Below are 24,731 nucleotides of genomic sequence, written 5' to 3' on the forward strand. Positions count from 1 at the left end.
TTGTCGGCCGCTCAATTCGATGTCGTTGATGATGTTGTCGGCGCCGACGCAGCACCGGCCTTCGCGCCAACGGCGACAGTCTCGGAACCCGGACGTTGAGCCGGCACGAGAAGCCTTGTGTTCTGGACGCCGTACTTCCACGGATCGACCATCTGCATGGCGGTGTTGGATGCCTGCGCGTTGCCGACCCCCGGCGTCACCCCTTCGGTGCGCACATAGTCGTCGCTGGTGCAGCCGCCGGCGAGGCCAGTCAGCAAGAGAACAGTCCAAAGGGCGATGCGCATGGCCTTAGTCCTTCGGCAGGTCGAGGAAGTGGCCGGACGTGCCGGATACGGAGCGGGCGGCGCTGCCATCGGCCAGCGCCAGCGGACGCTTCGGCGCCGAGGCGTCCACCTCCTCGGTGTTGTTGAGGAAGTAGTCGGCGGCGCTTGCCGGCCGGGTGCCGTCGGTCGGCTCGACCATCTTCTTCGAGGGATCGACCGGCTTGACCAGGTACGGCGTGACGATGATGACCAGATCGGTCTCGCGCCGCTGATAGGATTTCGAGGAGAACAGCGGACCGAGCACCGGCAGCTTGCCGATCCCCGGCACCCGCGATGTCGTGATGTCGTTCTGCGACTGCAGAAGGCCGGCGATCATGAAGCTCTGGCCGTTCTTGAGGTCGACCGACGTCCTGGCGCGGCGCACGATGAAGGCTGGAATGGAAATGCCGCTGCTGACCTGGATGGAAGCGGACGGGTCGATCGACGACACTTCCGGCGCGATGTCGAGGCTCAGGAGCCCGTCCTTCAGCACCGTCGGCGTGAAATCGAGGCCGACGCCGTACTTCTTGTAGGTGACGCTGATCTTGCCGTTGTCTTCGGAAACCGGGATCGGGAACTCGCCGCCGGCAAGGAAGCTCGCCGTCTGGCCAGAGCGGGCAATCAGATTCGGCTCCGCGAGCCGCCGCGCCAGGCCGCGTTCCTCCAGCGCCTTGATGGCGATGTCGATCGACAAGCCGTTCGACAGCAGGCTGCCGATGATCTCGCCCGTTCCGGCAGCCGGCACATCTCCCCCGTCCGGGTTAAGCACGACTTTGCGGTTGCCGATGCCATAAGCGAAATTGGCCGCGTATTTGGCGCCGAGATCCTGCCCGGCCTGGCGGTTGATTTCGACGAAGCGGACGTTGAGCTGCACCTGTTGCGAGGACGAGATATTCACCGAGTTGATGACTTCCTCGTTGCCGGAAAAGCGCGACGCTATCTTGCTGGCCTTATCTGCAGCGACCGCATCCTCGGCCTCGCCCGACAGCACGACGCGGCCGTTTGCCGAGCCGACCTTGATCTTGGCGTCGGGCACGCTGGCGCGGATGGTGCTGGCCAACTGGTCAGTATCCAGCGTCACCTCGATGTCGATGGTGCCGACAAGCTGCTTGTTCTGGTCGAACAGGGCGATGCCTGTGGTGCCGAGATTGTTGCCGAGCACATAGAAGGACTTGTCGGTCAGCGGGTTGACGTTGGCGATCTCCGGATCGCCGATGACGATCTGGTAGAAGGCGGCGCTCGTCATGATCGTCTTCGGCTTGCCCTTGGCGACCTTGATCGAGGCGTTCTTGTTCGCCGAGACATAGACGACGTCATTGCCCGCCCTTGCCGGCGCGGCGGCGCCAAGCATAGCCGCCACGAGCGCGATCGCGCCGAGAAGACGCCATCCCCCGGTCGTCCGAAATGCATCAAACCCGAACATCTTGTCCCGTCCCCGCCGGTCCCCACCGGCTATTGCTGCAGTTCCTGCGGCGGTTCCCGTGAAGGAACCTTGTATTCTTCGACTTTCTCGCCGCGCGTCACGATCACCGTCCTGAATTTCGGCTCGTCCTGGTCCTTCGTCACCGCATTGATGAGCGAGGCCGCACTTGCCTCGGCGTTTGCGGCAACCGAGCCGCCGAAGGAAGAGATCGTCGTAAGCCCGCTTTTGCTGGCACTGGCGTCAGCCGCGGACCGCAACGACAGCGACAAAGTGCCGACGGTGCGGGCGAGCGCCACTTTCTGCGCCCCTTCGTTGGTCACCTCGATGGTGACGGAATTGGCGACCTGCGGCTCGGTCTTGCGCTCGTCAGCGCCCTGCCCGACCGAAAGCACCTTGGCGTCGGAGACCACAATCTCGGAGGTGACCGTCGAGCCGGCCGCCCCTTGCGCGTTTTTGGATACTTCCTGGATGTCGCCCGCATCGCGCGTCAGGACGACGTCGACCCGGTCTCCCGGCGTGACGAAGCCGCCGACACCTGCGATTTCGTCAGTGCGGATGGTGACGGCCCGCATGCCCGGCGACAGCATGTTGGACAGCGTGGCGCGACCGTTCGGTCCCGATAGTTTGGTGAGCAGCACCGGTTCGTTGACCTCGATCGGGGACAGCACCACGCGGCTGCCGTCGGCAAGCAGCTTGTCGATCGTCGGGAAAGCGCCTTGCGGCAGCGAATCCTGCGGCCACGGGATCTCGGCCAGTTGCGGCCGTCCGAGCTCCATTCCATAGCGCAGCGGCGCTTGAGCCACCACGATGGTCTTGAATTCGACCTTGGGCTGCTGCGGAGCTTCGACCGTGACCACCTTGATCTCGGACTGAGCCTTTGCCTGGCTCTTGACCCAAAAATCCGCCGCAAAGATCGAGATCGCGCCGAAGACGGCTGCGATACCGATCATGGTTATGGCCCTGCCCCGCACAACGAAACCCCTGACGCCCGTGGTCTTTTGTTGGTTTGGGCCTCACGCTAGGCGTTAATGTTAAAGAATCAGGAATCCCGTGACCCGCCGATCGCCCTATTTCGGCCGGCTTGGTTATCGAATGGTTTTGGAATAAGAGACAGTTTGATCCCTGAACGGAACAGGAACTCGTTCGCCCGCCAAAAGCGTGGCAGTATCGAGCCGTGATTCGCATTACCGGACGCCAGGCCCAGCATGGACGACAGCAACGACCTCTTCGGCAAGATGGAAAAGCAGGCACAGCCGGTGCGCGCGCCCTCGCGCCCCGCCGATCCCCTGGTGCAGGCCGCCAAGCGCTCGACCGCCGCCCGCGACGGCAGCGAAAGCTACAGCGCCGCCGATATCGAGGTGCTGGAGGGGCTCGAGCCGGTGCGACGCCGTCCGGGCATGTATATCGGCGGCACCGACGACAAGGCGATGCACCACCTGTTCGCCGAGGTCATCGACAATTCGATGGACGAAGCCGTGGCCGGCCACGCCACCTTCATCGATGTCGAGCTTTCCGCCGACGGCTTCCTGACCGTCACCGACAATGGCCGCGGCATCCCGGTCGACCCGCATCCGAAATTCAAGAAGCCGGCGCTCGAAGTCATCATGACGACGCTGCATTCGGGCGGCAAGTTCGACTCCAAGGTCTATGAGACCTCTGGCGGCCTGCACGGCGTCGGAGTTTCGGTCGTCAACGCGCTGTCCGACCATCTCGAGGTCGAGGTCGCGCGCGGCCGTCAGCTCTACCGTCAGCGTTTTTCCCGCGGCGTCCCGGTCAGCGGCCTCGAGCATCTGGGCGAGGTTCATAACCGCCGCGGCACGAGGACCCGCTTCCACCCCGACGAGCAGATCTTCGGCAAGGGCGCCGCCTTCGAGCCGGCGCGGCTTTATCGCATGGCGCGCTCGAAGGCCTATCTGTTCGGCGGCGTCGAGATCCGCTGGACCTGCGATCCTTCGCTGATCAAGGAGAAGGACCAGACGCCGGCCAAGGCCGAGTTTCATTTCCCCGGCGGCCTGAAGGACTATCTCAAGGCGACGCTGGGCGACGAGTTCCAGGTCACACGCGAGGTTTTTGCCGGCAAGAGCGACAAGCAGGGTGGCCACGGTTCGCTGGAATGGGCGGTGACCTGGTTCGGCGGCGACGGGTTCCTCAACTCCTACTGCAATACGATTCCAACTCCCGAAGGCGGCACGCATGAGGCCGGCTTCCGCAATGTGCTGGCGCGCGGACTGCGCGCCTATGCCGACCTGATCGGCAATAAGCGCGCCTCTATCATCACCACCGAGGACGTGATGATCTCGGCCGCCGGCATGCTGTCGGTGTTCATTCGCGAGCCGGAATTCGTCGGCCAGACCAAGGACAGGCTGGCGACCATCGAGGCGATGCGCATCGTCGAAAACGCCATCCGCGACCCATTCGACCATTGGCTTGCCGACAATCCGCAGGAAGCCTCGAAGCTTCTCGAATGGGTCATCGCGCGCGCCGACGAGCGTGTGCGCCGCCGCCAGGAAAAGGAAGTCTCGCGCAAGAGCGCGGTGCGCAAGCTGCGCCTTCCGGGCAAGCTCGCCGATTGCACGCAAAATGCGGCCGCCGGCGCCGAGATCTTCATCGTCGAGGGCGACTCGGCCGGCGGCTCGGCCAAGCAGGCGCGCGACCGCGCCAGCCAGGCGGTGCTGCCGCTGCGCGGCAAGATCCTCAACGTCGCCAGCGCCGGCAACGACAAGCTTGCCGCCAACCAGCAGATTTCCGACCTCATCCAGGCGCTCGGCTGCGGCACGCGCTCGAAATACCGCGACGAGGACCTGCGCTACGACCGCGTGATCATCATGACCGACGCCGACGTCGATGGGGCGCACATCGCCTCGCTGTTGATCACCTTCTTCTATCAGGAGATGCCGAACCTGATCCGCGGCGGCCATCTCTACATGGCCGTGCCGCCACTCTATTCGATCCGGCAGGGCGGCAAGGTCGGCTACGCCCGCGACGACGCGCACAAGGACGAATTGCTGCGTACCGAGTTCACCGGGCGCGGCAAGGTCGAGATCGGCCGCTTCAAGGGCCTGGGCGAGATGATGGCCTCGCAGCTCAAGGAGACCACGATGGATCCGAAGAAGCGCACTCTTCTGCGGGTCGATGTGATCGACGCCGAGCAGGCCACCAAGGATGCCGTCGACGCGCTGATGGGCACCAAGCCTGAAGCGCGTTTCCGCTTCATCCAGGAGCGCGCCGAATTCGCCGAGCCCGACGTGCTGGATATCTGATCGCGGAAGGGTCCATAAAGACTCCTGTACGGAGACGAATGTGACCTGGACGCGTCTGAAAGAGCTTGTCGAGACATCGTTAAACGGTCTGACGCAGCCGACCCGTTCGGACTGGATCTTTGCCCTGCGCACGGTTTCGGCCGGGCTGATCGCGCTGCTTGTTGCCTACGCGCTGAAGCTGGACCATCCGCAATGGGCGATGATGACGGTTTTCATCGTCGCCCAGCCGGTGGCCGGAATGGTGCTGGCGAAGGGCTTCTATCGGCTGCTCGGGACGCTGGCCGGCGGCCTGGCTGCGATCGGCATAACATCCCTGTCCGGCGCCAATCCCTGGCTGCTGGTCACACTCCTGGCGCTCTGGATCGGCGTCTGCACGCTCGTATCCTCGCTGCTGCGCAACCCGGAGGCCTATGGCGCGGCGCTTGCCGGCTACACGGCGATGATCATCAGCCTGCCGGCGCTCGGCCAGCCGATCGTCGTTGTCGACCTCGCCATCGCGCGCTGCGCGGAGATCGTGATTGGGATCGTCTGCGCCGGCGTCACCAGCCGGCTGATCCTGCCCAAGCTCGCGGCCGACGCCATCATCTCGCGGCTGAAGCGCAGCATCCTCGACCTCGCCGAATATGCCGGCGGCGCCTTTTCCGGCGGCGATCCGGCAAGCCTTGCCGCGCTCCAGCGCAAGCTGATCACCGACGCCCAGACGCTCGCGGAAATGCGCACCTATGCGCGCCTGGAAGCGCCGAGCTTCGCCCCCCGCGCCCACCCGGTGCGACGCACCATCGGTCAGCTACTGTGGGCGCTGTCGGCGGCGCGCACGCTGCACAGCCACCGCGCGCCGAAGAATGCGGCGCTCATCCCCATGCGACGCGACTTGAAAGCCTTTGTCGGCGAGCTGGCGGCGACACCCGGCGCTCTCGACGATACGGGCCCGTGGGTGGCGCGGCTCGATGCGATCGCGAGCAAGGCCAGGGAGGTGTCGGCCCTGCCCGACGATGCCGGTACAAACAATGCCGCCGAGGACAAGGTGGGCACCGTCACTCGCCTCACCATTGCCGGCGATTTTGCCGAAGCGCTGAAACAGGTGCTGGACGGCCTCGATGCGCTTCGCTCGCCAGTCTCCCGGAGATCGAATGAGCGAAGCCAGCCGGCACTCGTCGTCCACCGCGACTACCAGGCCGCATGGCGCAACGCCGTGCGCGCCGCGCTCGCGACGCTGCTCGTCGCCGTCTTCTGGCTGACGACCAAATGGTCGGAAGCGGCCGGCACCGTCATCCTCGTCGCGGTGGTCTCCAGCCTGTTCGCGACGCGTCCCGATCCCGTGCAGTCGGCCTGGGGCTTCTTCACCGGCACCCTGATCGCGTTGCCCTTTGCCTTTCTGGTCGGCCAGGTCGCGCTGCCGGCGCTGCCCGGCTTCGGCTGGTTCACGCTCTTCGTCGTGCCGATCCTGGTGCCCGCGGCGCTCGGCATGGCCAATCCACGCCATGTCGGCGTCGCCACCGCTTTCGCCATCAACTTCCTCGCCTTCCTCAGCCCGCATCAGCAGATGACCTATGATCCCGGGCCGTTCTTCGCGGGCTCGGCCTCGATCCTGGTCGGCATCCTGATCGCCATCGGCGTCTTCATCGTCGTGCTGCCCGCCGACCCCTGGGTCACCGTGGAGCGTATCTCGCAGGCGATGCGCGAGGATCTGGCGCGGCTTTGCCTGCATGAGCGGATACCTCGGCGTTCGGCTTTCGAAAGCCTCGCCTATGACCGGATCAACCAGCTGATGCCGCAGGTGCAGCGAACGGGCCGCAGGGGCGACCCCATTCTCGGCGGCAGCATCGCCGCCGTCACCGTCGGACTGGAGGTGCTTCGGCTGCGCCATGCGCAGCTGGACTCCGCCCTGCCGCGCGAGACAGTCGAATCCATCGGCAATTTTCTGCGCGGCCTGGCGCGCGAATTGTTGTTCCGGCGGCCGGGCGAGCCGCAGACCGCGACCATCGCGGTGGCAAGGCAGTATGCGGCCAGCATTGGCGAACGCAGCGATCGGCTCGAAATGCTGCGGATCGCAGCCTCCCTGCGCATCATTGCCGCGGCGATGGAAGACTATCCGGATTTCTTTGCAAAGGGCCGAGGCTGAGGCGTCAGGCAGCTGCAATCGCCAGCGCGTGGCCGCGCGCGTTTTCGCGCAGCGCGTCGAGATGGATCGACTTGACCAGCCCGGCAAGATCGCCCTCGGCCGATTGGCCACCGAGTTCCTTCAGCATCAGCCAGCTCACTTCCTGCACGCCGGCGACACGCCGTCCATTGGCGACCTCGCGCCAGACTTTCAGCGCGCGCAGGATGATGCCATGCGTCGCCGGCGCAAGCCCGGCGCTGCGGAACAGCGCCTGCAGCGCCACGTCGTGCCCGCCGGCGAGAAGCGCCGTCACTCGCTGCTCGGACTGTCGGGCCAAAGCTACCAAAGTCGAGCCGAAGAAGTCGACCTTGCCATGCGCAATGGTGCGGATGATGAAGCTGGCGGTGAGGTCGCCGCGGAGCCTCAGATGCTCGATCAGCGCGGCATGCTCTTCCATGCGCGTTCCCTCGATCAGCGTCACCGAGGCCTTCACGCAGGCATCGCGCATGACGCGATCGGCGCGCGCCGCGCCCATCATCGCCAGCACCAGCGGCGATCCTTTCAGGGTCTCGCCAAGCTTGACCAAGAGCATGTGGCGGCAGTCGGCCGGCAGGCGCCGATCGGCGATCAGCGCCTCGCGCACCAGCGGCACGTGGCCATGCCGCTCGGCCATGCGGCGGAAACTCAGCGAAGCAATCTCGGCGCCGCTGTTCCCGACCAGCGCGGCGCAGGCTTCCGGTTCGCCGATCTCGGCGATTGCGGCCGCCAGCGACATCGAGACCACCGGGCGGTTGGCGATCAGCGCCTGCGTCGCCTTCTGGCCGCAGACGACGCGCTCGACGAGATCGGCATCGGTAAGCAGCGGCGAACGCGCCAACACCAGCGTCGCCACTTCCGGCTGGTCGGCGGCCAGGGCGCTGATCACCTGCGGCGGCGCGTGATGGCTCATCGACAGCGCCTCGGCAAGCGCCTGTCGCACCTTGGACGAAGCATCGTCCAGAAGCAGCGTCAGCGCCGCCTCGGCGGCGCAGCGATCCTCGAACGGCAGGTCGGAATTGATATAGGCTCGCGCCAGCGCGCTCGCGGCGGCGGCACGCTCGGAAACCCTTGCCGTATCAATCCATTTTAGAAAGTGCGAAACAACCATGCCGACCAGCTACGCCCTTGCCGGAATGTCCCCGGCCCCGTTGTGAACGGTAGGCTGGAAATGGTTTACGAACGGTTCACCATATTTCTTAACCGGCTTGATGGAGACGCAGCCAACGCCTATCAAGCGATGGAATTGCGGGGAGATCGATCATGGCCGGGCTTTATCTGGAAGAGTTTGTCGTCGGCCACGTCTTCCACCACACGCTGCGGAAAACTGTGACCGAGAGCGACAACATGTTGTTTTCGGTGATGACGCTCAACCCGCAGCCTTTGCACATTGATTTCGACTTCGCCGCGAAGACCGAGTGGGGCAAGCCGTTGGTCAACTCGCTGTTCACGCTGGGCCTGATGATCGGCATTTCGGTGAACGACATCACGGTCGGCACAACGGTCGCCAATCTCGGCATGAAGGAAACGGTGTTCCCGCACCCCGTCTTCCACGGCGACACCATCCGGGTCGAGACGACAGTCGTCTCCGTGCGCGATTCCAAGTCGAAACCCGATCGCGGCATCGTCGAGTTCGAGCATCGCGCCTATAACCAGAATGACGTTCTTGTCGCCAAATGCACAAGGCAGGCGATGATGCTGAAGAAGGCGGTCTGATGCGCTCGCTGCTGTTCGTGCCCGGCGATTCCGCGCGCAAGCTGGAAAAGGGATTCGAGGCCGGCGCCGACGTCGTCATCGTCGATCTCGAGGATTCCGTCGCCGGCGCGAACAAGGTTGCGGCGCGCGCGGTCGCGGCCGGCTTCATCTCGAACCAAAGGCGCCGGAGAGGTCCCGCCGTCTATGTGCGGGTCAACGACCTTTCCACCGGCCTCACCGACAGCGACCTCGCGGCCCTTGTCCCTGCGAAGCCCGACGGCATCATGCTGCCCAAGTCGAACAGCGGGCAGGATGTCCAGCAACTCGCGGCGAAGCTTCGGGTGCATGAGGCTGAAAGCGGGCTCCCGGATGGCGCCATAAGAATCCTGCCGATCATCACCGAAACCGCGTCCGGCGTGCTTGCGGCGGCAAGCTATGCCGGGGCAAGCACGCGGCTCGCCGGCCTGACCTGGGGCGCGGAGGACTTGTCTGCCGCGATCGGCGCGCGGGCGGCCCGCGACGAGAACGGCCGCTATACCGACGTGTTCCGCCTGGCGCGCACTATGACCATCCTGGCGGCGGGAGCGGCCGAAGTTGCTGCTATCGATACTGTCTTTCCCGATTTCCGCGACATGGCCGCCTTCGAGACGGAATGCCGCGAGGCCGAGCGCGACGGCTTTACCGGCAAGATGGCGATCCATCCGGCGCAGGTGCCGGTCATCAACGCCGCCTTCACGCCCTCCGCCGGAGCGGTCGAGCGGTCGCAGGCGATCGTCGATGCGTTCGCGGCGGCGGGAAACCCGGGCGTCGTCGGCATCGACGGCAAGATGTATGACCGGCCGCATCTGCGGCTGGCGGAGCGTTTGCTGGCCCGCGCCAAGGCGTCGGGCACCTGAGATTACCAGACCATCGGGACCAGCTTGTAGCGGACGCGCGCGGCGTAATTGTCGTATCCCCGCAGGCCGGTCCGCAAAGTCTTTTCCTCGATGAAGGTGCGGATGGCGAGCAGGACGATGAAGACGGGCACCAATGCCAGCCCCCACCAGGAGCCAAGCACCAGCGCCGTGCCGGCGAAATAGAGTATGGCGCCCGCATACATGGGGTGGCGGACATAACCGTATGGACCGGTGGTGATCACCTTCTGTCCACGCTCGTCCTGGATCTTAACGACCGGCGCCGCGAAGCTGTTTTCCAGCATCGTGAGATAGCAGATCCAGATGCCGACGAGCAGGACCAGCATCCCGATCGCCTGCACCCAGACGGGAGCTGCCGACCAGCCAAAACGGAAGTCGAGCCCCATCAGGGCCAGCCATGCGAAAATGCCGATGAGCAATATGCTCAGCACTATCTTGTCGGCGGCTGTCTGGGTCTTTTGGATCGGCGGGCGAAGGCGTTCGTTCATCAGGCCGGGATCGCGCCGGGCGAGCGCCACGCCCATGGTGAGGCTCAGTCCGACCATCACGACTATGTACACCCAGGCTCCCCACCAGTGCAGCGTTCCTGCGGACACGAACATCAGCGCGCCCATTACACCGAACCACACGAATGTCTGGACAACCAATCTCGAGATCATGACCAACCTTCCATGACCTGCCGCCCGCCGCTATTTGGCCGAAACAGACCGATGGTCTATTATACCGACCGACGGTCTATAACTCAAGGCACACCCGGCACTCTGGACGAGAACGGCCGCCGCATGCACAAGGTTTCGCCATGCCTCGCATCATCAAGCATCCGGAAATCAGGCGCGAAGAACTGCTGGATCATGCCCAGGCCCTATTCCTGACGCATGGCTACGACAAAGCGAGCCTCAACGACGTCATCGCGGCCGCCGGCGTCTCGAAGGGCGCCTTCTATCACTACTTCGCCTCCAAGGAGACGCTGCTGGAGGCATTGGCGGAGCGTTTCGCCAGGCAGGCGCTGGCCGGTGTCCAGAAGATCCTCGACGATCCGGGCCTCGATCCGCTTGGGCGCCTGAACGCGCTCCTCGCGCAGTCGCGCCAGGCCAAGGTCGAGACCGCGGCGGAAGCATGGGCGCTGTTCGAGACAATGTTCCGGCCGGAAAACCTGGTGCTGTTCCATCGCATCAACCTGGCGGCGAGCAAGTCCTTCTCGCCGATCCTGGTGGAGATCATCCGCCAGGGCGTCGAAGACGGAACATTCCGGACTTTCGATCCCGAGGGCGTTGCCGATATCGTCATGCAGTTCGGCATGGCCACGCACGACATGGTTGCCAAGGCGTTCGCCGGCGGCAGCGATGCCGACATGGACATCGCGATCGAGGCCCTGGAAAGGCGTGTCAGGCTCTACGAGATCGCGCTCGACCGCATCCTGGGACTGCCGGACGGCAGCATCCGGATCGGTGAGCCCGGCTATGTGCGCGCCGTCATGACAGCGCGCCGTTCCAATCCTGCAGTCGGCGCGCATGGATCGAAGGAGCGCGGGCTGGCCCACGCCCCTTCGCGACGTCCTTAGGCCGCTTACCCCGCCCAGGGACCGGTGTAGTCGTCATAGAGCTTGGCTGGATCGGGCCTCGGCCGCTCCGGCGCCGGCCCATGATAGGAGCCGATATGGACGAAGCCGATAACGCGCTCCTGCGGCGACAACCCCAGGATCGCCCTGCCCTCCGGCACATCGGAGTACCAGTTGCTGATCATGTTGGTGCCATAGCCCAGGGCGTTGGCCGCGATCATCAGGTTCATGGCTGCCATGCCGCCCGACAGGAACATCTCCCATTGCGGGATCTTCGGGTTCTCCTTCGGCACCGACACGACGCCGATCACCAGCGGCGCGCGCGAGAAACGCGCCAGTTCCTGGTTGCGCCTGCCCTCCGGCAACGGTCCCTCGCGCTGCTCGGCAAGTGCGGCCAGCTTCTTGCCGATCTCGACACGCGCCTCGCCGCGGTAGAGGATGAAGCGCCAGGGCTCGAGACGGCCATGGTCGGGAACGCGCGAGGCAGCCGCAATCATCGTCGCGATCTCGGCATCGCTCGGCGCCGGCTCCTTGAGGTCCGGGATCGGCGCGGAATTGCGGGTGAGCAGGAAGTCGATGATCGGCGACGCCATGGGCGCAAGTCTCCTCAGCATTCTATAGTATTCAATTTTGAGCTGAAGCGCGCCATCGGGATGTCGGGCGGCTTGGGCGGTGGCGTTTTGCGCCGGATAAAGAGCCGTCGGCGCAAGGCCTCGAACTCTTAAGCCTTGAAATTGCCACCGCCTTGGGCTTCAACGCAAGGCATGTTTGAGGGGACCCTGCGCCTTTTGGTGATCGCACTCGTCGCTGCGTTGTTCGCGGTGCCGGTTTCCTTCGCGCTGGCCCAGAACGCCAACGATGTCGGCGACCTCAAGCTTCCAGGCATTTCGAGCTACGCGACGCCGAAGACAGGAGCACCGCTGGCGCTCGGCAATGGCGGCGCCATTACGCTCTCGGCGCAACTGACTGACAAGAGCGCCGACATCACCCGCGGCATTGTCTGGCGGGTGTTCAAGCCGCAGCCGTCAAGCGACGGCAAGCTTCCGATGGTGGCCTCAGCTCATGGCGGCACGGCCGTGTTCCAGCTCGACCCCGGCAGCTATCTCGTCCACGCCTCCTATGGACGCGCCGGCGCCACCAAGCGCATCACCGTCGGCAAGGCGGCCAGGCACGAAAGCCTGGTGCTCGACGCCGGCGGCCTCAAGCTCGACGCGGTGACATCGGGCGGCGCCCCAATCCAGTCGAAGAAACTGCGCTTTTCGATCTATGAAGACCATCCCGCGGCCAATGGCGACCGGGCACTGATCGCCCCCGACGTCGCGCCGAACACCGTGGTGCGGCTGAACGCCGGCACCTACCACGTCGTCTCCACCTATGGCGCGGTCAATGCGGTGATCCGCTCCGATATCCGCGTCGAGGCCGGCAAGCTGACGGAGGCTACCGTCGAGCACCGCGCCGCCGAGATGACGATGAAGCTGGTGCGCGAGCCCGGCGGCGAAGCCATCGCCGACACCTCCTGGTCACTGCTCAACGAGAGCGGCGATCCGATCAAGGAAGCCGTCGGCGCCTTCGCCTCGATGGTGCTGGCCGAAGGCCAGTACACCATCATCGCCAAGAACCGCGACCGCATTTATCAGAAGGATTTCACGGTGGTCGCCGGCCAGAACCAGGAAATCGAGGTCGTTGCCAACGAGTCCTCGGCCATCGATCCCGAAGAAGGCGCGGACTGATACATCTGAGCTGTCAGGCCGCCTTGCGCATACGCTTCGGCAGGAACGGCACGCGCCCGCGCGGCGCGACCGGCGAAGCCAGATCGAAAACGGCGCGATAGAGCCGGTCGAGCAGCACTTTACGGTCGCGCAGCTGCTCGAGTTCGCTCCATCTCAGCACATCGCCGATGCGCACCTCGATCGCCTTGCCCGACAGCCGCGCGAACTCGCGGATGAGCAACGAGGTGCGCAGCGTCAGCGACGCCTTGCCGATGAACTTCGCCACGCGATTGTCGCGCTCGGCCATGTTCATCGGGCCGCTGACGAGGTGGAACAGGCGGCCGTTCTGGCCGGAGAAATGCATCGGGATAACCGAGGCCTTGGCGTCCTGGACGAGCTTGGCCGGGAACATCTTCCACGGCAGGTCGATGGCGCGGCCGAAACCCTTCGGCGCCGTAGCGACGCCGCCGGCCGGGAAGACGACGATGGTGACGCCTTCCTTCAGCAGACGCACGGCCTCATGGCGCACCGCCATGTTGTTCTTCAGCGCTTCCTTCGTTTCGGAAAAATCGATGGGCAGCGAATAGGGCTCCATCTCGCGGATCCTGAGCAGATCCTTGTGGATCATGACCCGGAAAGGCCGGCCGAGCTGCTCGACCAGCGAAAGCACGGCAATGCCGTCGCCGATGCCGAAGGGATGGTTGGCGACAATCACCAGCGGCGTGTCCAGCAGCGCCGCCGGCGGCCATTGCACGGCGTTGCGGACCTTGACGTCGATCAGTTCCAGCATACGGCTGAACACGCGGTCGCCGGTCGGCACCACCTGCCTGCGCCAGAAATCGTAAAGCACGGCGAAGCGGTCGCGACCCGACAGGCCCTCGACCGAATGGATGAACCAGCGCGTCAGCACCGGCTGATGCGGGTTGGCATAGGAGAGCTCGGGAAAACGTCTTTCCCGCGGTTTCAATTTGAGCATGGCGGCTCGTTACAGGGCTGGCGTGACAGGCATATGAAAATGGCGGTGGACCGGCCACCGCCATTTTAGAAAGTGTCGGTATGTCAGGCCGCCGCGCGACGCTTGCGATCCGGCGAGACCGCCTCGTCGGCGAGCGCCTTCACCGCGTCCTCGAGCTTCAGCGATTCCTGGTCGCGGGAGCCCAGCCGGCGGAGATTGACGGTTTCTTCCTCGGCCTCGCGCTTGCCGCAAACGAGGATGACCGGCACCTTGGCGAGCGAATGCTCGCGCACCTTGTAGTTGATCTTCTCGTTGCGCAGGTCGGCTTCGGCGAGCAGCCCTGCGGCCTTCAACCGGTCGACGACTTTCAAGGCGTATTCGTCCGCATCCGAGGTGATCGTCGCCACTACCACCTGCAGCGGCGCGAACCACAGCGGGAAATGGCCGGAATAGTTCTCGATCAGGATGCCGAGGAACCGCTCCATCGAGCCGCAGACGGCGCGATGCACCATCACCGGCTGCTTCTTTTCCGAATCCGAGCCGATATAGAAGGCGCCGAAGCGTTCCGGCAGGTTGAAGTCGACCTGCGTGGTGCCGCATTGCCATTCGCGGCCGATGGCGTCCTTCAGCACATATTCGAATTTCGGCCCGTAGAAGGCGCCCTCGCCCGGATTGATCGAGGTCTTGATGCGGTTGCCGGAGCGCGTGCGGATCGTCTCCAGCACATTGCTCATGATCGCCTCGGCATGGTCCCAGGCCTCGTCGGTGCCGACGCGCTTGTCCGGCCGCGTCGACAGCTTCACGCTGACCTCGTCGAAGCCGAAATCGGCATAGGTCGACAGGATCAGGTCGTTGATGCGCAGGCATTCGGCCGCGAGCTGCTCCTCCGTGCAGAAGATATGCGCGTCGTCCTGCGTGAAGCCGCGCACGCGCATCAGCCCGTGCAGCGCGCCGGACGGTTCGTAGCGGTGCACATTGCCGAACTCCGCAAGCTTTACGGGCAGTTCGCGGTAGGACTTCAACCCATGCTTGAAGATCTGCACATGGCCGGGGCAGTTCATCGGCTTCAGTGCGAAGACGCGGTCGTCGTCGGTGTCGTCACCGGCGACAGTCACCTTGAACATCGCATCGCGATACCAGCCCCAGTGTCCCGACGTTTCCCACAGGCTCTTGTCCAGCACCTGCGGCGCGTTGACTTCCTGATAGCCGTGCTCGTCGAGGCGGCGGCGCATGTAGTTGATCAGGTTCTGCACCATCTTCCAGCCCTTGGCGTGCCAGAAGACGACGCCCGGCCCCTCTTCCTGGAAATGGAACAGGTCCATCTCGCGGCCGAGCTTGCGGTGATCGCGCTTCTCGGCCTCTTCCAGCAGCGTCTGGTAGGCGTCGAGCTGCGCCTGGTCGGCCCAGGCGGTGCCGTAAATGCGCGTCAGCATCGGGTTGTTGGAATCGCCGCGCCAGTACGCGCCTGCCACCTTCATCAGCTTGAAGGCGTTGCCGATCTGCCCGGTCGAAGCCATGTGCGGACCGCGACAGAGGTCGAACCAGTCGCCCTGCGCGTAGATCTTGAGGTCCTGGTCCTCAGGGATGGCGTCGATCAGCTCGAGCTTGTAGCGCTCGCCCTTCTCGGCGAAGACCTTCTTCGCCTTCTCGCGCGACCACACTTCCTTGGTGAACGGCTTGTTGCGCTGGATGATCTCGCGCATCTTCTTCTCGATCACCGGGAAATCGTCCGGCGTGAACGGCTCGTTGCGCGCAAAGTCGTAATAGAACCCGTTCTCGATCACCGGCCCGATGGTCACCTGCGTTCCCGGCCACAGTTCCTGCACGGCCTCGGCCAGCACATGCGCCGCATCGTGTCGGATGAGCTCCAGCGCGCGCGGATCCTCGCGGGTGATGATCTCGACCTTGCCGGACATGCCGAGCGGATCGGAAAGATCGCGCACGGTGCCGTCGAGGCTGTAGGCGACAGCCTTCTTGGCCAGCGACTTTGAGATCGACTCGGCAAGGCCCGCGCCGGTCAGCGCCGCGTCGTAGTCGCGGACGGAACCATCGGGAAATGTCAGGGAAACGGAATTCGGCATCAGGATTCTCCTATCCAGTCCCGCAAACGAGCGCGGGTGGTGAAAATGCGGGCCGCAGGATGCGTTGCGGCATGCAGAGGGTTAGCCGGAGGCGCCAATCAAGGGGATGATGGCCGGCGGCGCGGTTTTAGAGGCAGTGCCGCGCGGCGTAAAGAGCGGCCGTCAGGAAATGTCGCGAGCAACGTCGCAAGCGCGGGCTTGTGAACGGAGCACGGCGCGGCTTTTATATAGGCATGGAAGACGCATCCCCCAGCCGAACCGCCCTGCGCGTCGCGCGCTTGCGGGCTCTTCATCAATTCTCACCGCAGGCGGCGCTGTTTCGCGATCCCTACGCGCTTGCGATTCTGGGCGAGGCCGCGCCGAACGCCGGGGAACTCTCGCAGGAAGACGAGCATGGGCGTCGCATGCGCCTGTTCGTTGCCTCACGCGACCGCCTCGCTGAGGATTGGCTGTCGGCGGCAGTGCGGCGCGGCGTCCGCCAAGTCGTCGTCATTGGCGCCGGCCTCGACACTTTTGCGCTGCGCAATCCATATCCCGACCTCGCGGTCTTTGAGGTCGATCATCCGGCGACGCAGGCCTGGAAGCGCCAACGCATTGCCGAGGCCGGTCTTGCCGAGCCGGCCGGCGCCGCCTTCGTGCCGGTCGATTTCGAACGCCAGAGTCTGGCAGGCGAATTGGCGGCTGCTGGTCTGAAAACGACCGAGCCGGGCTTCTTCATCTGGCTGGGCTTCGTGCCCTACCTGACGCGCGAAGCGATTTTTGCCACGCTTGGCTACATTGCCGGCCTCCCCGGCTCGGAGGTCGTGTTCGACTACAGCGAGCCGGCCGAGGATCGCGACGCGACGGGCCGGGCGACGCTTGCCTTCTATGCGGCGCGCGTCGCGGCGGTCGGCGAGCCCTGGATCAGCTTCTTTGCCCCGGACGAATTGGCGAAGTCGCTCGCCGATCTCGGCTTCGACGATATCGAGGATCTCGATAACGGCGACATTGCCGCCCGTTTTGCCAGGGCCCCGAGCACCAAAGGCAATTCCGGCGGGCACATCCTGCGCGCCCGCCGCAGCGTTTGGGAGAGGCTACTTCACCAGTTGCGGCAAATCCTTCAGGAGCGCCGCGCGCGTCGCAAGCCCCTTCGGCTCGCCGGTACGCTTGGTGTCGACAACCAGCCTTGCAAAGACGATGCGGCGCCCGCCCTTCTCGGCCCAGCCGACGAACCACCCAAGCGAGCGCCTGCCATCCTGGCCAAGCCTGGTGCTGCCGGTCTTGCCCTGCACCGTCCAGTCTGCTGCCGCGAAGGTCGGCAGGATTGCCCTGGTCATTTCATGCGCCTTCGCCGACACCGGCATCTTGCCGGCGAGCAGTTGGCGCAGGAACGCCGTCTGCTCGACCGGCGATATTTCGAGCGAGGAATTGATCCAGGATTGCGTCAGTCCGTTATCCTTGCCGGCATCGCCCGAGACGTCCTTGTTGCCATAGCCGAATTTCGACACGTAGCCGGCGAATTTTTCGGCGCCGAGCCGCCGCGTGATCTCGCGCGAGTACCAGACGATGGAATCGCGTTCCCAGATCGTTGGATCGACGGTCTTCTGGTCGCGCTTCGCCGCCTTGAATTCCGGCTTGTAGTCCCAGCTCGGCGTGTGCACGTCGCTTAAGATGCCTGCGTCATAGCCGATCGGCGCCAGGGGCACCTTGAACGTCGAGGCCGGACTGACGCGCTGATCACAGACGCCGTCCTGGTAAAGCGTGGCGCCGCTTTGCGCATCCTGGATCAGCGTGCAGCGGATGTCGTTGAGCGGCGCCGATTGCGCCCGCACCGGCAAGCCGAGCATCCAGGCCAGAAGGAAAAGGACGATGGCAAAAATGAAAGGATAGCGGTCCATCTGGCGCATGGCGAAGTCACTCCGGTATGAGATTGCGGGAGCGGCTTAGCGACGCGACTTGTCTCGATTTTGTCTCAAATTGGCAATGTTTGTGCAGCTTCGCGTTAACCCTACCGGACCGTTAAAATCCGGTTCGCATAACGGCGAAGCAATCAGATTTCGGGGTTGCCGCGCTTTTTGCCGATCCGCCAGTAGCGCCAGGGCATGAACCAGACATAGCGCGCTGCAAGCACCTCCGGCACGCGATCAATGCCATGCGTTCCGAACGGCCCGCAGCGTGAGATTCTGAACAGCCCCATCCAGCCGCCGGCCCACAGGCCATGGCGGGCGATCGCCTCATGCGCGTATTCGGAGCAGGTCGGCAGGTGCCGGCAGCTGTTGCCGACAAACCCTGAAAGCGTCAGCTGATAAAGGCGCACGAGTGACGTGCCGAGGATGCGCCCGGGCGTCTTGCGCCATGGCCCCGGCCAATTGCGTCCGCGCTGGATCGGCCGGCGCGTATGTCCGTGATGGTCGCCCATCGCTCCGCAGCCTGTTTCACTGCGCGATAGATGTGGGCTTCGACGCTGAAACGCAATGCTTTGCCCTCAAGGCCTGGAGCGCCGGATGGGATGGCTGCCGGTCCATGGGCGATGGTGAGGGGGAAGATCGCGGCGGTCATGGCGGCCGTCGCGCACGACTCCACCATGCCATTGGAAGGTCGCTATCCGTACCACGTCGCTGAAAATGGCCAGGAACTCGTTCATGACAGGTCTCCTTTGACACGGATTAGACTGCCGCTGGCCTTCCTCCTCAAACGAGTATAATTTCCGCCTCGGATAACTTGAGGTTATGCGAATGAAGCGGGGCCGCCTGCCGCTGACGGCATTGAGAAGCTTCGAGACGGCCGGCCGGCATTTGAGCTTCAGCCGGGCGGCAGAGGAGCTTTATGTCTCACAGGCCGCGATCAGCCGGCAGATACGCGAGCTCGAGGCCTTTCTGGGAAGACCGCTATTCCTGCGCCTCCATCGCCGTGTCGAACTGACGGATGCGGGCCATCGGCTGCTCGGCCGATTGGTGAGAAGCTTCGACGATATCGACCGCGTGCTTTCCGAGCTCACGGCCTCGCCAGCCCAAGCCGTCGCGCGCGTCAGCGTCGAACCGTCGCTCGCCGCCGTGTGGCTGGTGCCACGGCTCAATCGCTTTCGCCAGTTGCGGCCTGATATCGACGTTTCCCTTGAAGTCGATCCACGGCCGATCGAGTTCCGCAGCGACCAGCCCGAGCTTGCCTTGCGTTTTAGCGCGCACGCCACGTCATGGCCGCGCAGCGAGGCCGAGCGCCTGGCCTCGACCGTCGATTCACCGGTCCTGTCGCCGGCGCTGCTTGCCGCCGGCCCTCCCCTGGAAAAGCCGATCGACCTTCGCCATTACACGCTGCTGCACGAGGAAAACCGCCAGGGCTGGGCGCGCTGGTTCCAGGCGGCCGGCGTGCCCGCCGAGGCGGTCCCCGCGCGCGGCCCGATGCTGACCGACGTCTCGCTTTCCAAACAGGCCGCGCTGCTCGGCCATGGCGTGGCGCTCGGCGACCTCCTGCAGGTCGGCGAGGAGCTCGCTTCGGGGACTTTGATCAAGCCGTTCGATATCGATGTCGCTTCCGGCGCCTACTGGCTGGTGGCCAGGAACTTGTCGGATCTGGCCGAACCCGCCAAGGCGTTCGCCGACTGGATCCGAAGCGAATTCGCTGTAACCAGGGGAGCGGCCTAAGCCGTGTCCTCACGCCGCCTGTCCGGCGCGCTTCTTCTCGATCTGGCCGATCGCGTCGACCACCGCGTCGAAGGTCAGCATGGTGGAGGCGTGGCGCGCCTTGTAGTCGCGCACCGGTTCCAGATATTTGAGGTCGGCGAAGCGTCCTTCCGGCGGCGCGCCGTTTTCCTTCAGCATCCTCAGCATGGTTTCGCGCACGGCGCGCAATTCGCCGGCGTTGGCGCCGACCACATGCTGGGCCATGATCGAAGAAGAGGCCTGGCCGAGCGCGCAGGCCTTCACGTCATGGGCGAAATCGGTGACCACGTCGCCATCCATCTTGAGGTCGACGGTCACGGTCGAGCCGCACAATTTGGAATGCGCCCTGGCGGTCGCGTCGGGATGATCGAGCCGGCCGATACGCCCGATGTTTCCGGCGAAGCCGAGAATTTTCGCATTGTAGACGTCGTCGATCATATTTTTCCAATCCGTCGCCGCCCAGCGAACAGGGTTTGCCGCTCTCGCGTCTTCCTTTCGCTCCGCTCCAACCATATATAATGGTGGCAGTCGGGCATCGACAAGGCGGCCGGAAGCTGCCTTCGTTGCCCCGCTGTTCACGCCGCTTGCGGGATGGAAATGGGCGATTTTCACCCAAAAGGTCATGGTCCGTTCAACTCGTCCCACCTTTGAGTGGGACTACGGGAGACGCCTTTATGGATGCCGTCATCAAGAAAATCATGCCCCCTTCACAATATTTGGACAAGCCCGTCACCGACCGGCCGAGCGAAGCCGAGGTCGAGGCCGCCGTGCGCACATTGCTGCGCTGGACCGGCGACAATCCGGATCGCGAAGGCCTGGTCGATACGCCGAAGCGTGTCACCAAAGCCTTCCGCGAGATGTTCAACGGCTACGACATGTGCCCGGCCGACGAGCTTGGCCGTACCTTCGAGGAGGTTGCCGGCTATGACGACCTCGTCATCGTCAAGGACATAAAGTTCCATTCGCATTGCGAGCATCACATGGTGCCGATCATCGGCAAGGCGCATGTCGGCTATCTGCCGGACGGCAAGGTTGTTGGCCTGTCGAAGATCGCGCGCGTGGTCGACATCTTCGCCCACCGCCTGCAGACTCAGGAAGCGATGACCGCGCAGATCGCCGGCGTCATCCAGGACGTGCTCAACCCGCGCGGCGTCGCCGTCATGCTCGAGGCCGAGCACATGTGCATGGCCATGCGCGGCATCCGCAAGCAGGGCTCGACCACGCTGACCTCGACCTTCACCGGCGTCTTCAAGGATACGCCCGAGGAGCAGGTCCGCTTCGTCACCATGGTGCGCGCAGGCGGCTGATGATCGACCGTCGCCGGCCAAACATATAAGGACCGGCGATGTCGGCAGTCGAATTCCCGAAAGCTCCGTCAGACAAGAAAGCGCTGGAGGAAGGCTCCGTCTTTTCTCCGCGCTTTGACGCCGCGGGCCTCGTCGCCGTCGTCGTCACCGACGCCGGTGACGGCATGCTGTTGATGGTCGCGCATATGAATGCCGAGGCGCTGGCGCTTACGCTGGAAACCGGCATTGCACACTACTGGTCGCGCTCGCGCAATGCGCTGTGGAAGAAGGGCGAGACCTCGGGCAACTTCCAGCAGGTCGTCGAGATGCGCACGGATTGTGACCAGGACGCGATATGGTTGCGCGTGAAAGTGTTGGGCCACGACGCAACCTGCCACACCGGACGGCGTTCTTGTTTTTATCGGACGGTGGGGCTGAATGACGGCAAAGCAACGCTTGCCGGCGACGGCAGTAGGCCGCTGTTCGATGCGGAAGAAACGTATCGGAAGCCGGTGTGAACCATTCAATATTCACAAACCACTCAGATTCACTATTCTCAAATATCCTTTGCGGTAGAAGGGATATGGGACAAGGGAGATCATGATGCTCGAATGGGCGTCATTGCGCAGCAAACCTGACCTTCGAGAGGCCAACGGCCCCGCATCGTCCGGCGGCTTGCCAGATCCTAAGTCCGGCAGGAAGACCGGCATCTCGCTGGCGCTCGGCGGCGGCTGCGCGCGCGGCTGGGCCCATATCGGCGTGCTGCGCGCGCTCGACGAAGCCGGCATCGAAGTGTCGATGATCGCCGGCACCTCGGTCGGTGCCCTGGTCGGTGGCTGTTATCTTGCCGGCAAGCTCGACGAGCTGGAGGAGTTCGCCAGAAGCCTGACCAAGCGGCGCATCTTCGGCCTGCTCGACCTCAATCTGCGCGGCAGCGGCCTGTTCGGCGGCATGAAGCTCGACCAGCGCCTGCGTGAGCATCTCGACGGCGCCCGCTTCGACGACCTGTCGAAACCCTTTGTCGCCGTCGCTTCTGAAATCCGCACCGGCCATGAGATCTGGCTGTCGAGCGGCTCGCTCGTCACCGCCATGCGCGCTTCCTATGCGCTGCCCGGCGTCTTCGAGCCGGTGGCCTGCAACGGCCGCATGCTGGTCGACGGCGCGCTGGTCAATCCGGTGCCGGTCTCGGTTTGCCGCGCCTACGAGCAGCCGCTCGTCGTGGCGGTCAACCTGCATTATGACCTCTTTGGGCGCGCCGCCGTCATCAAGCACAGCGCCGGCGAACTGGTCGTCGAGAAAGACGCTCCGCGCCCCGGCCAGGTCAATCCCCAGTCGCACCAGAGCCGCCTCGGCATCACCGGCGTCATGGTCGAGGCCTTCAACATCATCCAGGACCGGATTTCGCGCGCCAGGCTGGCCGGCGATCCGCCGGATATGTCACTGCAGCCGAAACTCAGCCATATCGGCCTGACGGAATTCCATCGCGCCGACGAGGCGATCAGCCTCGGCTACCAGGCGACGATGTCCCAGATCAGCGAATTGACCCGCCTGCAGTCCGTTCTGGTCTGAATTCCGCTACTTCAGTGATTTGGAAAGATTCGAGGCTTGTCGGGCAAGGCTATCAACGTCCGTTGCCGTAGTCAGCGCAAACGTTGGCGATGAGCTGAAGGCTCCTGAACCTCGTCATTCCAGGGCGGAGCAAGGAGCTAGCGACGCGCGCAGACCCTGGAATCCATGCCGTTACCTGGACCGAAGTGTGCAACGGTGCAGAATTCTGGACCGCCGCGGCGCTTCCAGGTCACGGCGTGGATCCCAGGGTCTCCGCGACGGAGCTGCGCTCCTTGCCGCCCGTGGATGACGACTGCGATAGGCGTCTCGGCCAATCGCCAAGGCATGGGATCTGCCAACGCACACGAACCAACCGATCAAAACGTCTGTGTTAAGGTAGGTCATTAAGCAAGCGCCGCGTCGCTGATGCGAAACTGCACCGTGCGGTTGCCGTTCCAGTAATTGCCCGACAGCGAACCGGCGATATGCACGGTCCTGCCCCTGTTCTTGAACAGGAATTCGCCGAGCGCAGTGTCGACGGCGCGGAAGGCGATCGCCTGGATGTTGCCGCCGCTTTGCGACTGCAGGTCGACGCGAATGTGATTGGTGCCGATCGCGCGCGCGTCGGCCAGCCGGTGGCGCGGCAACACGAAGACCGGCGCGATGTGCCCGGCGCCGAACGGGCCGGCTTTCTCCAGCGCGTCGAGCAGCGCGATCGTGGCGCCCTCGGCGGCCAGCGCGCCGTCGATCGCCAGGCTTTCCTCATTCTGCAGCCGGAAGACATCGGCCGCGGCGCGTTCTTCGAAGAAGGCGCGCAACTCGCCGAGCTTGGCACGCTCGACGGTGATGCCAGCCGCCATCGCATGGCCGCCGCCCTTGACGATCAGCCCGGCAGCCGCCGCCTCGCGCACCAGCCGGCCAAGGTCGAAGCCGGTCACCGAACGGCCGGAGCCCGTGCCGATGCCGGTCGAATTGAAGGCGATGGCAAAGGCCGGCCTGCGCGCATAATCCTTGAGCCGCGAAGCGATCAGCCCGACGATGCCCGGATGCCAGCTGTTGCTGGCGGTGACGATGACCGCCGGACCGTTGCCGCCGGCAAGCTCGGCATCGGCCTCGGCGCGCGCCTGCGCCAGCATCTCCTGCTCCATCTGCTGCCGTTCCTGGTTCAGCCGGTCGAGCGTCTCGGCGATGCTTGCCGCCTCGACGGGATCGTCGGTGGCCAAGAGCCGGCTGCCGAGCGCCGCGTCGCCGATGCGGCCGCCGGCATTGATGCGCGGGCCGATCAGGAAGGACAGATGGAAGGTGTTGATCGGCTCACCGATGCGCGAGACCCGCGCCAGCGCCGCCAGCCCCTCATTCTTCTGCTGGCGCAACACCTGCAACCCCTTGACGACGAAGGCGCGGTTGACGCCGGTGAGCGGTACCACGTCGCACACCGTCGCCAGCGCCACGAGGTCTAGCAGCGAAAGCAGATCGACGGGCGCGGCATCCGGCAGCCTTTCGCGCAGCAGCTTTGCCGTCTGAACCAAGCACAGGAAGACGACGCCGGCGGCGCACAGATGCCCTTGCCCCGACAAATCGTCCTCGCGATTGGGATTGACCACGGCCACAGCGGGCGGCAGCGGGCCGCCGACCTGGTGGTGGTCGAGCACCACCACGTCGGCGCCGGCTTCCCTGGCCGCCTCGATCGAGGTCGCGCTGTTGGTGCCGCAATCGACGGTGACGATCAGCTTGGCGCCGCGCGAGATCAGTTCCCGCATCGCTTCCGGATTGGGCCCGTAGCCTTCGAAGATGCGGTCCGGGATATAGATTTCCGACGGCACCGAAAAATGCGTGAGAAAGCGTTTCAGGAGCGCCGACGAGGCGGCGCCGTCGACATCGTAGTCGCCGAAGATCGCCACTTTTTCGCCGGCGACGACCGCATCGGCGAGCCTCGCCGCCGCTTTTTCCATATCGGTCAGCGATGCGGGATTCGGCAGAAGCTCGCGAATGGTCGGGTCAAGGAAGCGCTCGGCCTGCTCCGCGCTGACGCCGCGCCCGGCAAGCACCCGCGCGACGATGTCGGGCACGCCGTGGCCCTGCGCGATCGCCAAGGCAGCCATGTCCTGCCGCTCGGTCAGCCGGTGTTGCCAGGAAACACCGGTCGCCGACTGCCTGACATCGAGGAAGAACCGTTTCTCGCCCGTCATGCGACGCGCCGTCTGCACATCATCTTGGGCAGATAT

23 protein-coding genes and 1 pseudogene are annotated in these 24,731 nt (G+C 64.5%); 11 read left to right on the plus strand and 13 right to left on the minus strand.

The window, feature by feature from the left end; translation table 11 throughout:
* Nucleotides 1-11: 11 nt before the first annotated feature.
* The 3 genes from EJ068_RS01645 to cpaB form a co-directional block, all read right to left on the minus strand.
* Entirely contained in the window at nt 12-284 is a 273-nt protein-coding gene (locus EJ068_RS01645) for a hypothetical protein (RefSeq protein WP_126082359.1), read from the minus strand.
* A 4-nt stretch (nt 285-288) separates the two neighbouring features.
* Nucleotides 289-1,653 (minus strand): type II and III secretion system protein family protein, encoded by a 1,365-nt coding sequence (locus EJ068_RS01650; RefSeq protein WP_128298503.1) that lies wholly within the window; start codon nt 1,651-1,653, stop codon nt 289-291.
* Between the two features lie 101 nt (nt 1,654-1,754).
* On the minus strand, nt 1,755-2,675 hold the full coding sequence (gene cpaB, locus EJ068_RS01655; protein ID WP_127252150.1) for a Flp pilus assembly protein CpaB: 921 nt from the start codon (nt 2,673-2,675) through the stop codon (nt 1,755-1,757).
* 255 nt (nt 2,676-2,930) lie between these two features.
* On the opposite strand from cpaB, the gene parE reads away from it, so the two are divergent.
* Together parE and EJ068_RS01665 are read left to right on the plus strand one after the other, a co-directional pair.
* A complete protein-coding gene (gene parE, locus EJ068_RS01660) occupies nt 2,931-4,985 on the plus strand; it encodes a DNA topoisomerase IV subunit B (protein ID WP_127252151.1) in 2,055 nt (684 codons plus the stop codon).
* Nucleotides 4,986-5,025: 40 nt separating this feature from the next.
* Nucleotides 5,026-7,107: an FUSC family protein gene (locus tag EJ068_RS01665; RefSeq protein ID WP_127386066.1), complete on the plus strand. Its 2,082-nt coding sequence runs from the start codon at nt 5,026-5,028 to the stop codon at nt 7,105-7,107.
* Between the two features lie 4 nt (nt 7,108-7,111).
* Here EJ068_RS01665 and EJ068_RS01670 read toward each other — a convergent pair whose 3' ends face one another.
* Complete coding sequence (locus tag EJ068_RS01670) at nt 7,112-8,233, minus strand: DUF2336 domain-containing protein (protein WP_127252153.1); 1,122 nt, start codon at nt 8,231-8,233, stop codon at nt 7,112-7,114.
* Between the two features lie 152 nt (nt 8,234-8,385).
* Here EJ068_RS01670 and EJ068_RS01675 point away from each other — a divergent pair, with 152 nt between their 5' ends.
* Both EJ068_RS01675 and EJ068_RS01680 read left to right on the plus strand, forming a co-directional pair.
* Nucleotides 8,386-8,838 (plus strand): MaoC family dehydratase, encoded by a 453-nt coding sequence (locus tag EJ068_RS01675; RefSeq protein ID WP_126082353.1) that lies wholly within the window; start codon nt 8,386-8,388, stop codon nt 8,836-8,838.
* Complete coding sequence (locus tag EJ068_RS01680; protein ID WP_127252154.1) at nt 8,838-9,713, plus strand: CoA ester lyase; 876 nt, start codon at nt 8,838-8,840, stop codon at nt 9,711-9,713. Before EJ068_RS01675 ends, EJ068_RS01680 begins: the two co-directional genes overlap by 1 nt.
* Nucleotides 9,714-9,715: 2 nt before the next feature.
* Here EJ068_RS01680 and EJ068_RS01685 read toward each other — a convergent pair whose 3' ends face one another.
* Nucleotides 9,716-10,390: an isoprenylcysteine carboxylmethyltransferase family protein gene (locus tag EJ068_RS01685; RefSeq protein ID WP_127252155.1), complete on the minus strand. Its 675-nt coding sequence runs from the start codon at nt 10,388-10,390 to the stop codon at nt 9,716-9,718.
* A gap of 140 nt (nt 10,391-10,530) precedes the next feature.
* Here EJ068_RS01685 and EJ068_RS01690 point away from each other — a divergent pair, with 140 nt between their 5' ends.
* Entirely contained in the window at nt 10,531-11,292 is a 762-nt protein-coding gene (locus tag EJ068_RS01690; protein WP_127252156.1) for a TetR/AcrR family transcriptional regulator, read from the plus strand.
* A 5-nt stretch (nt 11,293-11,297) separates the two neighbouring features.
* Here EJ068_RS01690 and EJ068_RS01695 read toward each other — a convergent pair whose 3' ends face one another.
* Nucleotides 11,298-11,882, minus strand: coding sequence for a nitroreductase (locus tag EJ068_RS01695; protein ID WP_127252157.1), 585 nt, complete (start codon nt 11,880-11,882; stop codon nt 11,298-11,300).
* A gap of 171 nt (nt 11,883-12,053) precedes the next feature.
* On the opposite strand from EJ068_RS01695, the gene EJ068_RS01700 reads away from it, so the two are divergent.
* Nucleotides 12,054-13,019 carry a hypothetical protein gene (locus tag EJ068_RS01700; RefSeq protein WP_127252158.1) on the plus strand — a complete coding sequence of 322 codons (966 nt, stop codon included), beginning with the start codon at nt 12,054-12,056 and terminating at the stop codon, nt 13,017-13,019.
* A gap of 13 nt (nt 13,020-13,032) precedes the next feature.
* Here EJ068_RS01700 and EJ068_RS01705 read toward each other — a convergent pair whose 3' ends face one another.
* Both EJ068_RS01705 and thrS read right to left on the minus strand, forming a co-directional pair.
* Complete coding sequence (locus EJ068_RS01705; protein WP_127252159.1) at nt 13,033-13,974, minus strand: GNAT family N-acetyltransferase; 942 nt, start codon at nt 13,972-13,974, stop codon at nt 13,033-13,035.
* An 83-nt stretch (nt 13,975-14,057) separates the two neighbouring features.
* Nucleotides 14,058-16,034, minus strand: coding sequence for a threonine--tRNA ligase (thrS, locus tag EJ068_RS01710; RefSeq protein WP_127252160.1), 1,977 nt, complete (start codon nt 16,032-16,034; stop codon nt 14,058-14,060).
* Nucleotides 16,035-16,267: 233 nt separating this feature from the next.
* Between thrS and EJ068_RS01715 the strand changes: the two are divergent.
* Nucleotides 16,268-16,981, plus strand: a pseudogene (locus tag EJ068_RS01715) (SAM-dependent methyltransferase); the annotation flags it as partial.
* A gap of 126 nt (nt 16,982-17,107) precedes the next feature.
* Here EJ068_RS01715 and blaOXA read toward each other — a convergent pair.
* The 3 genes from blaOXA to EJ068_RS32465 all read right to left on the minus strand — a co-directional run bounded on the left by blaOXA (nt 17,108) and on the right by EJ068_RS32465 (nt 18,657).
* Entirely contained in the window at nt 17,108-17,920 is an 813-nt protein-coding gene (blaOXA, locus tag EJ068_RS01720; protein ID WP_127253941.1) for a class D beta-lactamase, read from the minus strand.
* A gap of 143 nt (nt 17,921-18,063) precedes the next feature.
* A complete protein-coding gene (yidD, locus tag EJ068_RS01725; RefSeq protein ID WP_127386065.1) occupies nt 18,064-18,432 on the minus strand; it encodes a membrane protein insertion efficiency factor YidD in 369 nt (122 codons plus the stop codon).
* A gap of 66 nt (nt 18,433-18,498) precedes the next feature.
* Entirely contained in the window at nt 18,499-18,657 is a 159-nt protein-coding gene (locus EJ068_RS32465; protein WP_189342194.1) for a hypothetical protein, read from the minus strand.
* Nucleotides 18,658-18,748: 91 nt separating this feature from the next.
* Between EJ068_RS32465 and EJ068_RS01730 the strand changes: the two genes are divergently transcribed.
* Nucleotides 18,749-19,654, plus strand: a complete 906-nt coding sequence (locus EJ068_RS01730; RefSeq protein WP_127252192.1) for a LysR substrate-binding domain-containing protein — start codon at nt 18,749-18,751, stop codon at nt 19,652-19,654.
* 9 nt (nt 19,655-19,663) lie between these two features.
* On the opposite strand, the gene EJ068_RS01735 is transcribed toward EJ068_RS01730, so the two are convergent.
* A complete protein-coding gene (locus tag EJ068_RS01735; RefSeq protein WP_042644273.1) occupies nt 19,664-20,110 on the minus strand; it encodes an iron-sulfur cluster assembly scaffold protein in 447 nt (148 codons plus the stop codon).
* Between the two features lie 236 nt (nt 20,111-20,346).
* On the opposite strand from EJ068_RS01735, the gene folE reads away from it, so the two are divergent.
* From folE to EJ068_RS01750, 3 genes are all read left to right on the plus strand, one after another.
* The gene (gene folE, locus EJ068_RS01740) at nt 20,347-20,979 is read left to right on the plus strand and encodes a GTP cyclohydrolase I FolE (RefSeq protein WP_040981569.1); all 633 of its coding nucleotides are present in this window, start codon (nt 20,347-20,349) and stop codon (nt 20,977-20,979) included.
* Between the two features lie 38 nt (nt 20,980-21,017).
* Complete coding sequence (gene hisI / locus EJ068_RS01745) at nt 21,018-21,476, plus strand: phosphoribosyl-AMP cyclohydrolase (protein WP_127252193.1); 459 nt, start codon at nt 21,018-21,020, stop codon at nt 21,474-21,476.
* Between the two features lie 85 nt (nt 21,477-21,561).
* Nucleotides 21,562-22,527 (plus strand): patatin family protein, encoded by a 966-nt coding sequence (locus tag EJ068_RS01750; RefSeq protein WP_126083781.1) that lies wholly within the window; start codon nt 21,562-21,564, stop codon nt 22,525-22,527.
* Between the two features lie 383 nt (nt 22,528-22,910).
* Here EJ068_RS01750 and recJ read toward each other — a convergent pair whose 3' ends face one another.
* Nucleotides 22,911-24,695 (minus strand): single-stranded-DNA-specific exonuclease RecJ, encoded by a 1,785-nt coding sequence (gene recJ / locus EJ068_RS01755; protein WP_129554450.1) that lies wholly within the window; start codon nt 24,693-24,695, stop codon nt 22,911-22,913.
* Between the last annotated feature and the right edge of the window lie 36 nt (nt 24,696-24,731).

The sequence above is a fragment of the Mesorhizobium sp. M2A.F.Ca.ET.043.02.1.1 genome, assembly GCF_003952405.1.
GTDB lineage: Bacteria > Pseudomonadota > Alphaproteobacteria > Rhizobiales > Rhizobiaceae > Mesorhizobium.

Excerpts from the sequence above, each read along its gene's own strand:
- EJ068_RS01645 (WP_126082359.1), bottom strand. The coding sequence starts at position 284 with ATGCGCATCGCCCTTTGGACTGTTCTCTTGCTGACTGGCCTCGCCGGC.
- EJ068_RS01650 (WP_128298503.1), bottom strand. The coding sequence starts at position 1,653 with ATGCTTGGCGCCGCCGCGCCGGCAAGGGCGGGCAATGACGTCGTCTAT.
- cpaB (WP_127252150.1), bottom strand. The coding sequence starts at position 2,675 with ATGATCGGTATCGCAGCCGTCTTCGGCGCGATCTCGATCTTTGCGGCG.
- parE (WP_127252151.1), top strand. The coding sequence starts at position 2,931 with ATGGACGACAGCAACGACCTCTTCGGCAAGATGGAAAAGCAGGCACAG.
- EJ068_RS01670 (WP_127252153.1), bottom strand. The coding sequence starts at position 8,233 with ATGGTTGTTTCGCACTTTCTAAAATGGATTGATACGGCAAGGGTTTCC.
- EJ068_RS01675 (WP_126082353.1), top strand. The coding sequence starts at position 8,386 with ATGGCCGGGCTTTATCTGGAAGAGTTTGTCGTCGGCCACGTCTTCCAC.
- EJ068_RS01680 (WP_127252154.1), top strand. The coding sequence starts at position 8,838 with ATGCGCTCGCTGCTGTTCGTGCCCGGCGATTCCGCGCGCAAGCTGGAA.
- EJ068_RS01685 (WP_127252155.1), bottom strand. The coding sequence starts at position 10,390 with ATGATCTCGAGATTGGTTGTCCAGACATTCGTGTGGTTCGGTGTAATG.
- EJ068_RS01690 (WP_127252156.1), top strand. The coding sequence starts at position 10,531 with ATGCCTCGCATCATCAAGCATCCGGAAATCAGGCGCGAAGAACTGCTG.
- EJ068_RS01695 (WP_127252157.1), bottom strand. The coding sequence starts at position 11,882 with ATGGCGTCGCCGATCATCGACTTCCTGCTCACCCGCAATTCCGCGCCG.
- EJ068_RS01700 (WP_127252158.1), top strand. The coding sequence starts at position 12,054 with ATGTTTGAGGGGACCCTGCGCCTTTTGGTGATCGCACTCGTCGCTGCG.
- EJ068_RS01705 (WP_127252159.1), bottom strand. The coding sequence starts at position 13,974 with ATGCTCAAATTGAAACCGCGGGAAAGACGTTTTCCCGAGCTCTCCTAT.
- thrS (WP_127252160.1), bottom strand. The coding sequence starts at position 16,034 with ATGCCGAATTCCGTTTCCCTGACATTTCCCGATGGTTCCGTCCGCGAC.
- blaOXA (WP_127253941.1), bottom strand. The coding sequence starts at position 17,920 with ATGCGCCAGATGGACCGCTATCCTTTCATTTTTGCCATCGTCCTTTTC.
- yidD (WP_127386065.1), bottom strand. The coding sequence starts at position 18,432 with ATGGGCGACCATCACGGACATACGCGCCGGCCGATCCAGCGCGGACGC.
- EJ068_RS32465 (WP_189342194.1), bottom strand. The coding sequence starts at position 18,657 with ATGAACGAGTTCCTGGCCATTTTCAGCGACGTGGTACGGATAGCGACC.
- EJ068_RS01730 (WP_127252192.1), top strand. The coding sequence starts at position 18,749 with ATGAAGCGGGGCCGCCTGCCGCTGACGGCATTGAGAAGCTTCGAGACG.
- EJ068_RS01735 (WP_042644273.1), bottom strand. The coding sequence starts at position 20,110 with ATGATCGACGACGTCTACAATGCGAAAATTCTCGGCTTCGCCGGAAAC.
- folE (WP_040981569.1), top strand. The coding sequence starts at position 20,347 with ATGGATGCCGTCATCAAGAAAATCATGCCCCCTTCACAATATTTGGAC.
- hisI (WP_127252193.1), top strand. The coding sequence starts at position 21,018 with ATGTCGGCAGTCGAATTCCCGAAAGCTCCGTCAGACAAGAAAGCGCTG.
- EJ068_RS01750 (WP_126083781.1), top strand. The coding sequence starts at position 21,562 with ATGCTCGAATGGGCGTCATTGCGCAGCAAACCTGACCTTCGAGAGGCC.
- recJ (WP_129554450.1), bottom strand. The coding sequence starts at position 24,695 with ATGACGGGCGAGAAACGGTTCTTCCTCGATGTCAGGCAGTCGGCGACC.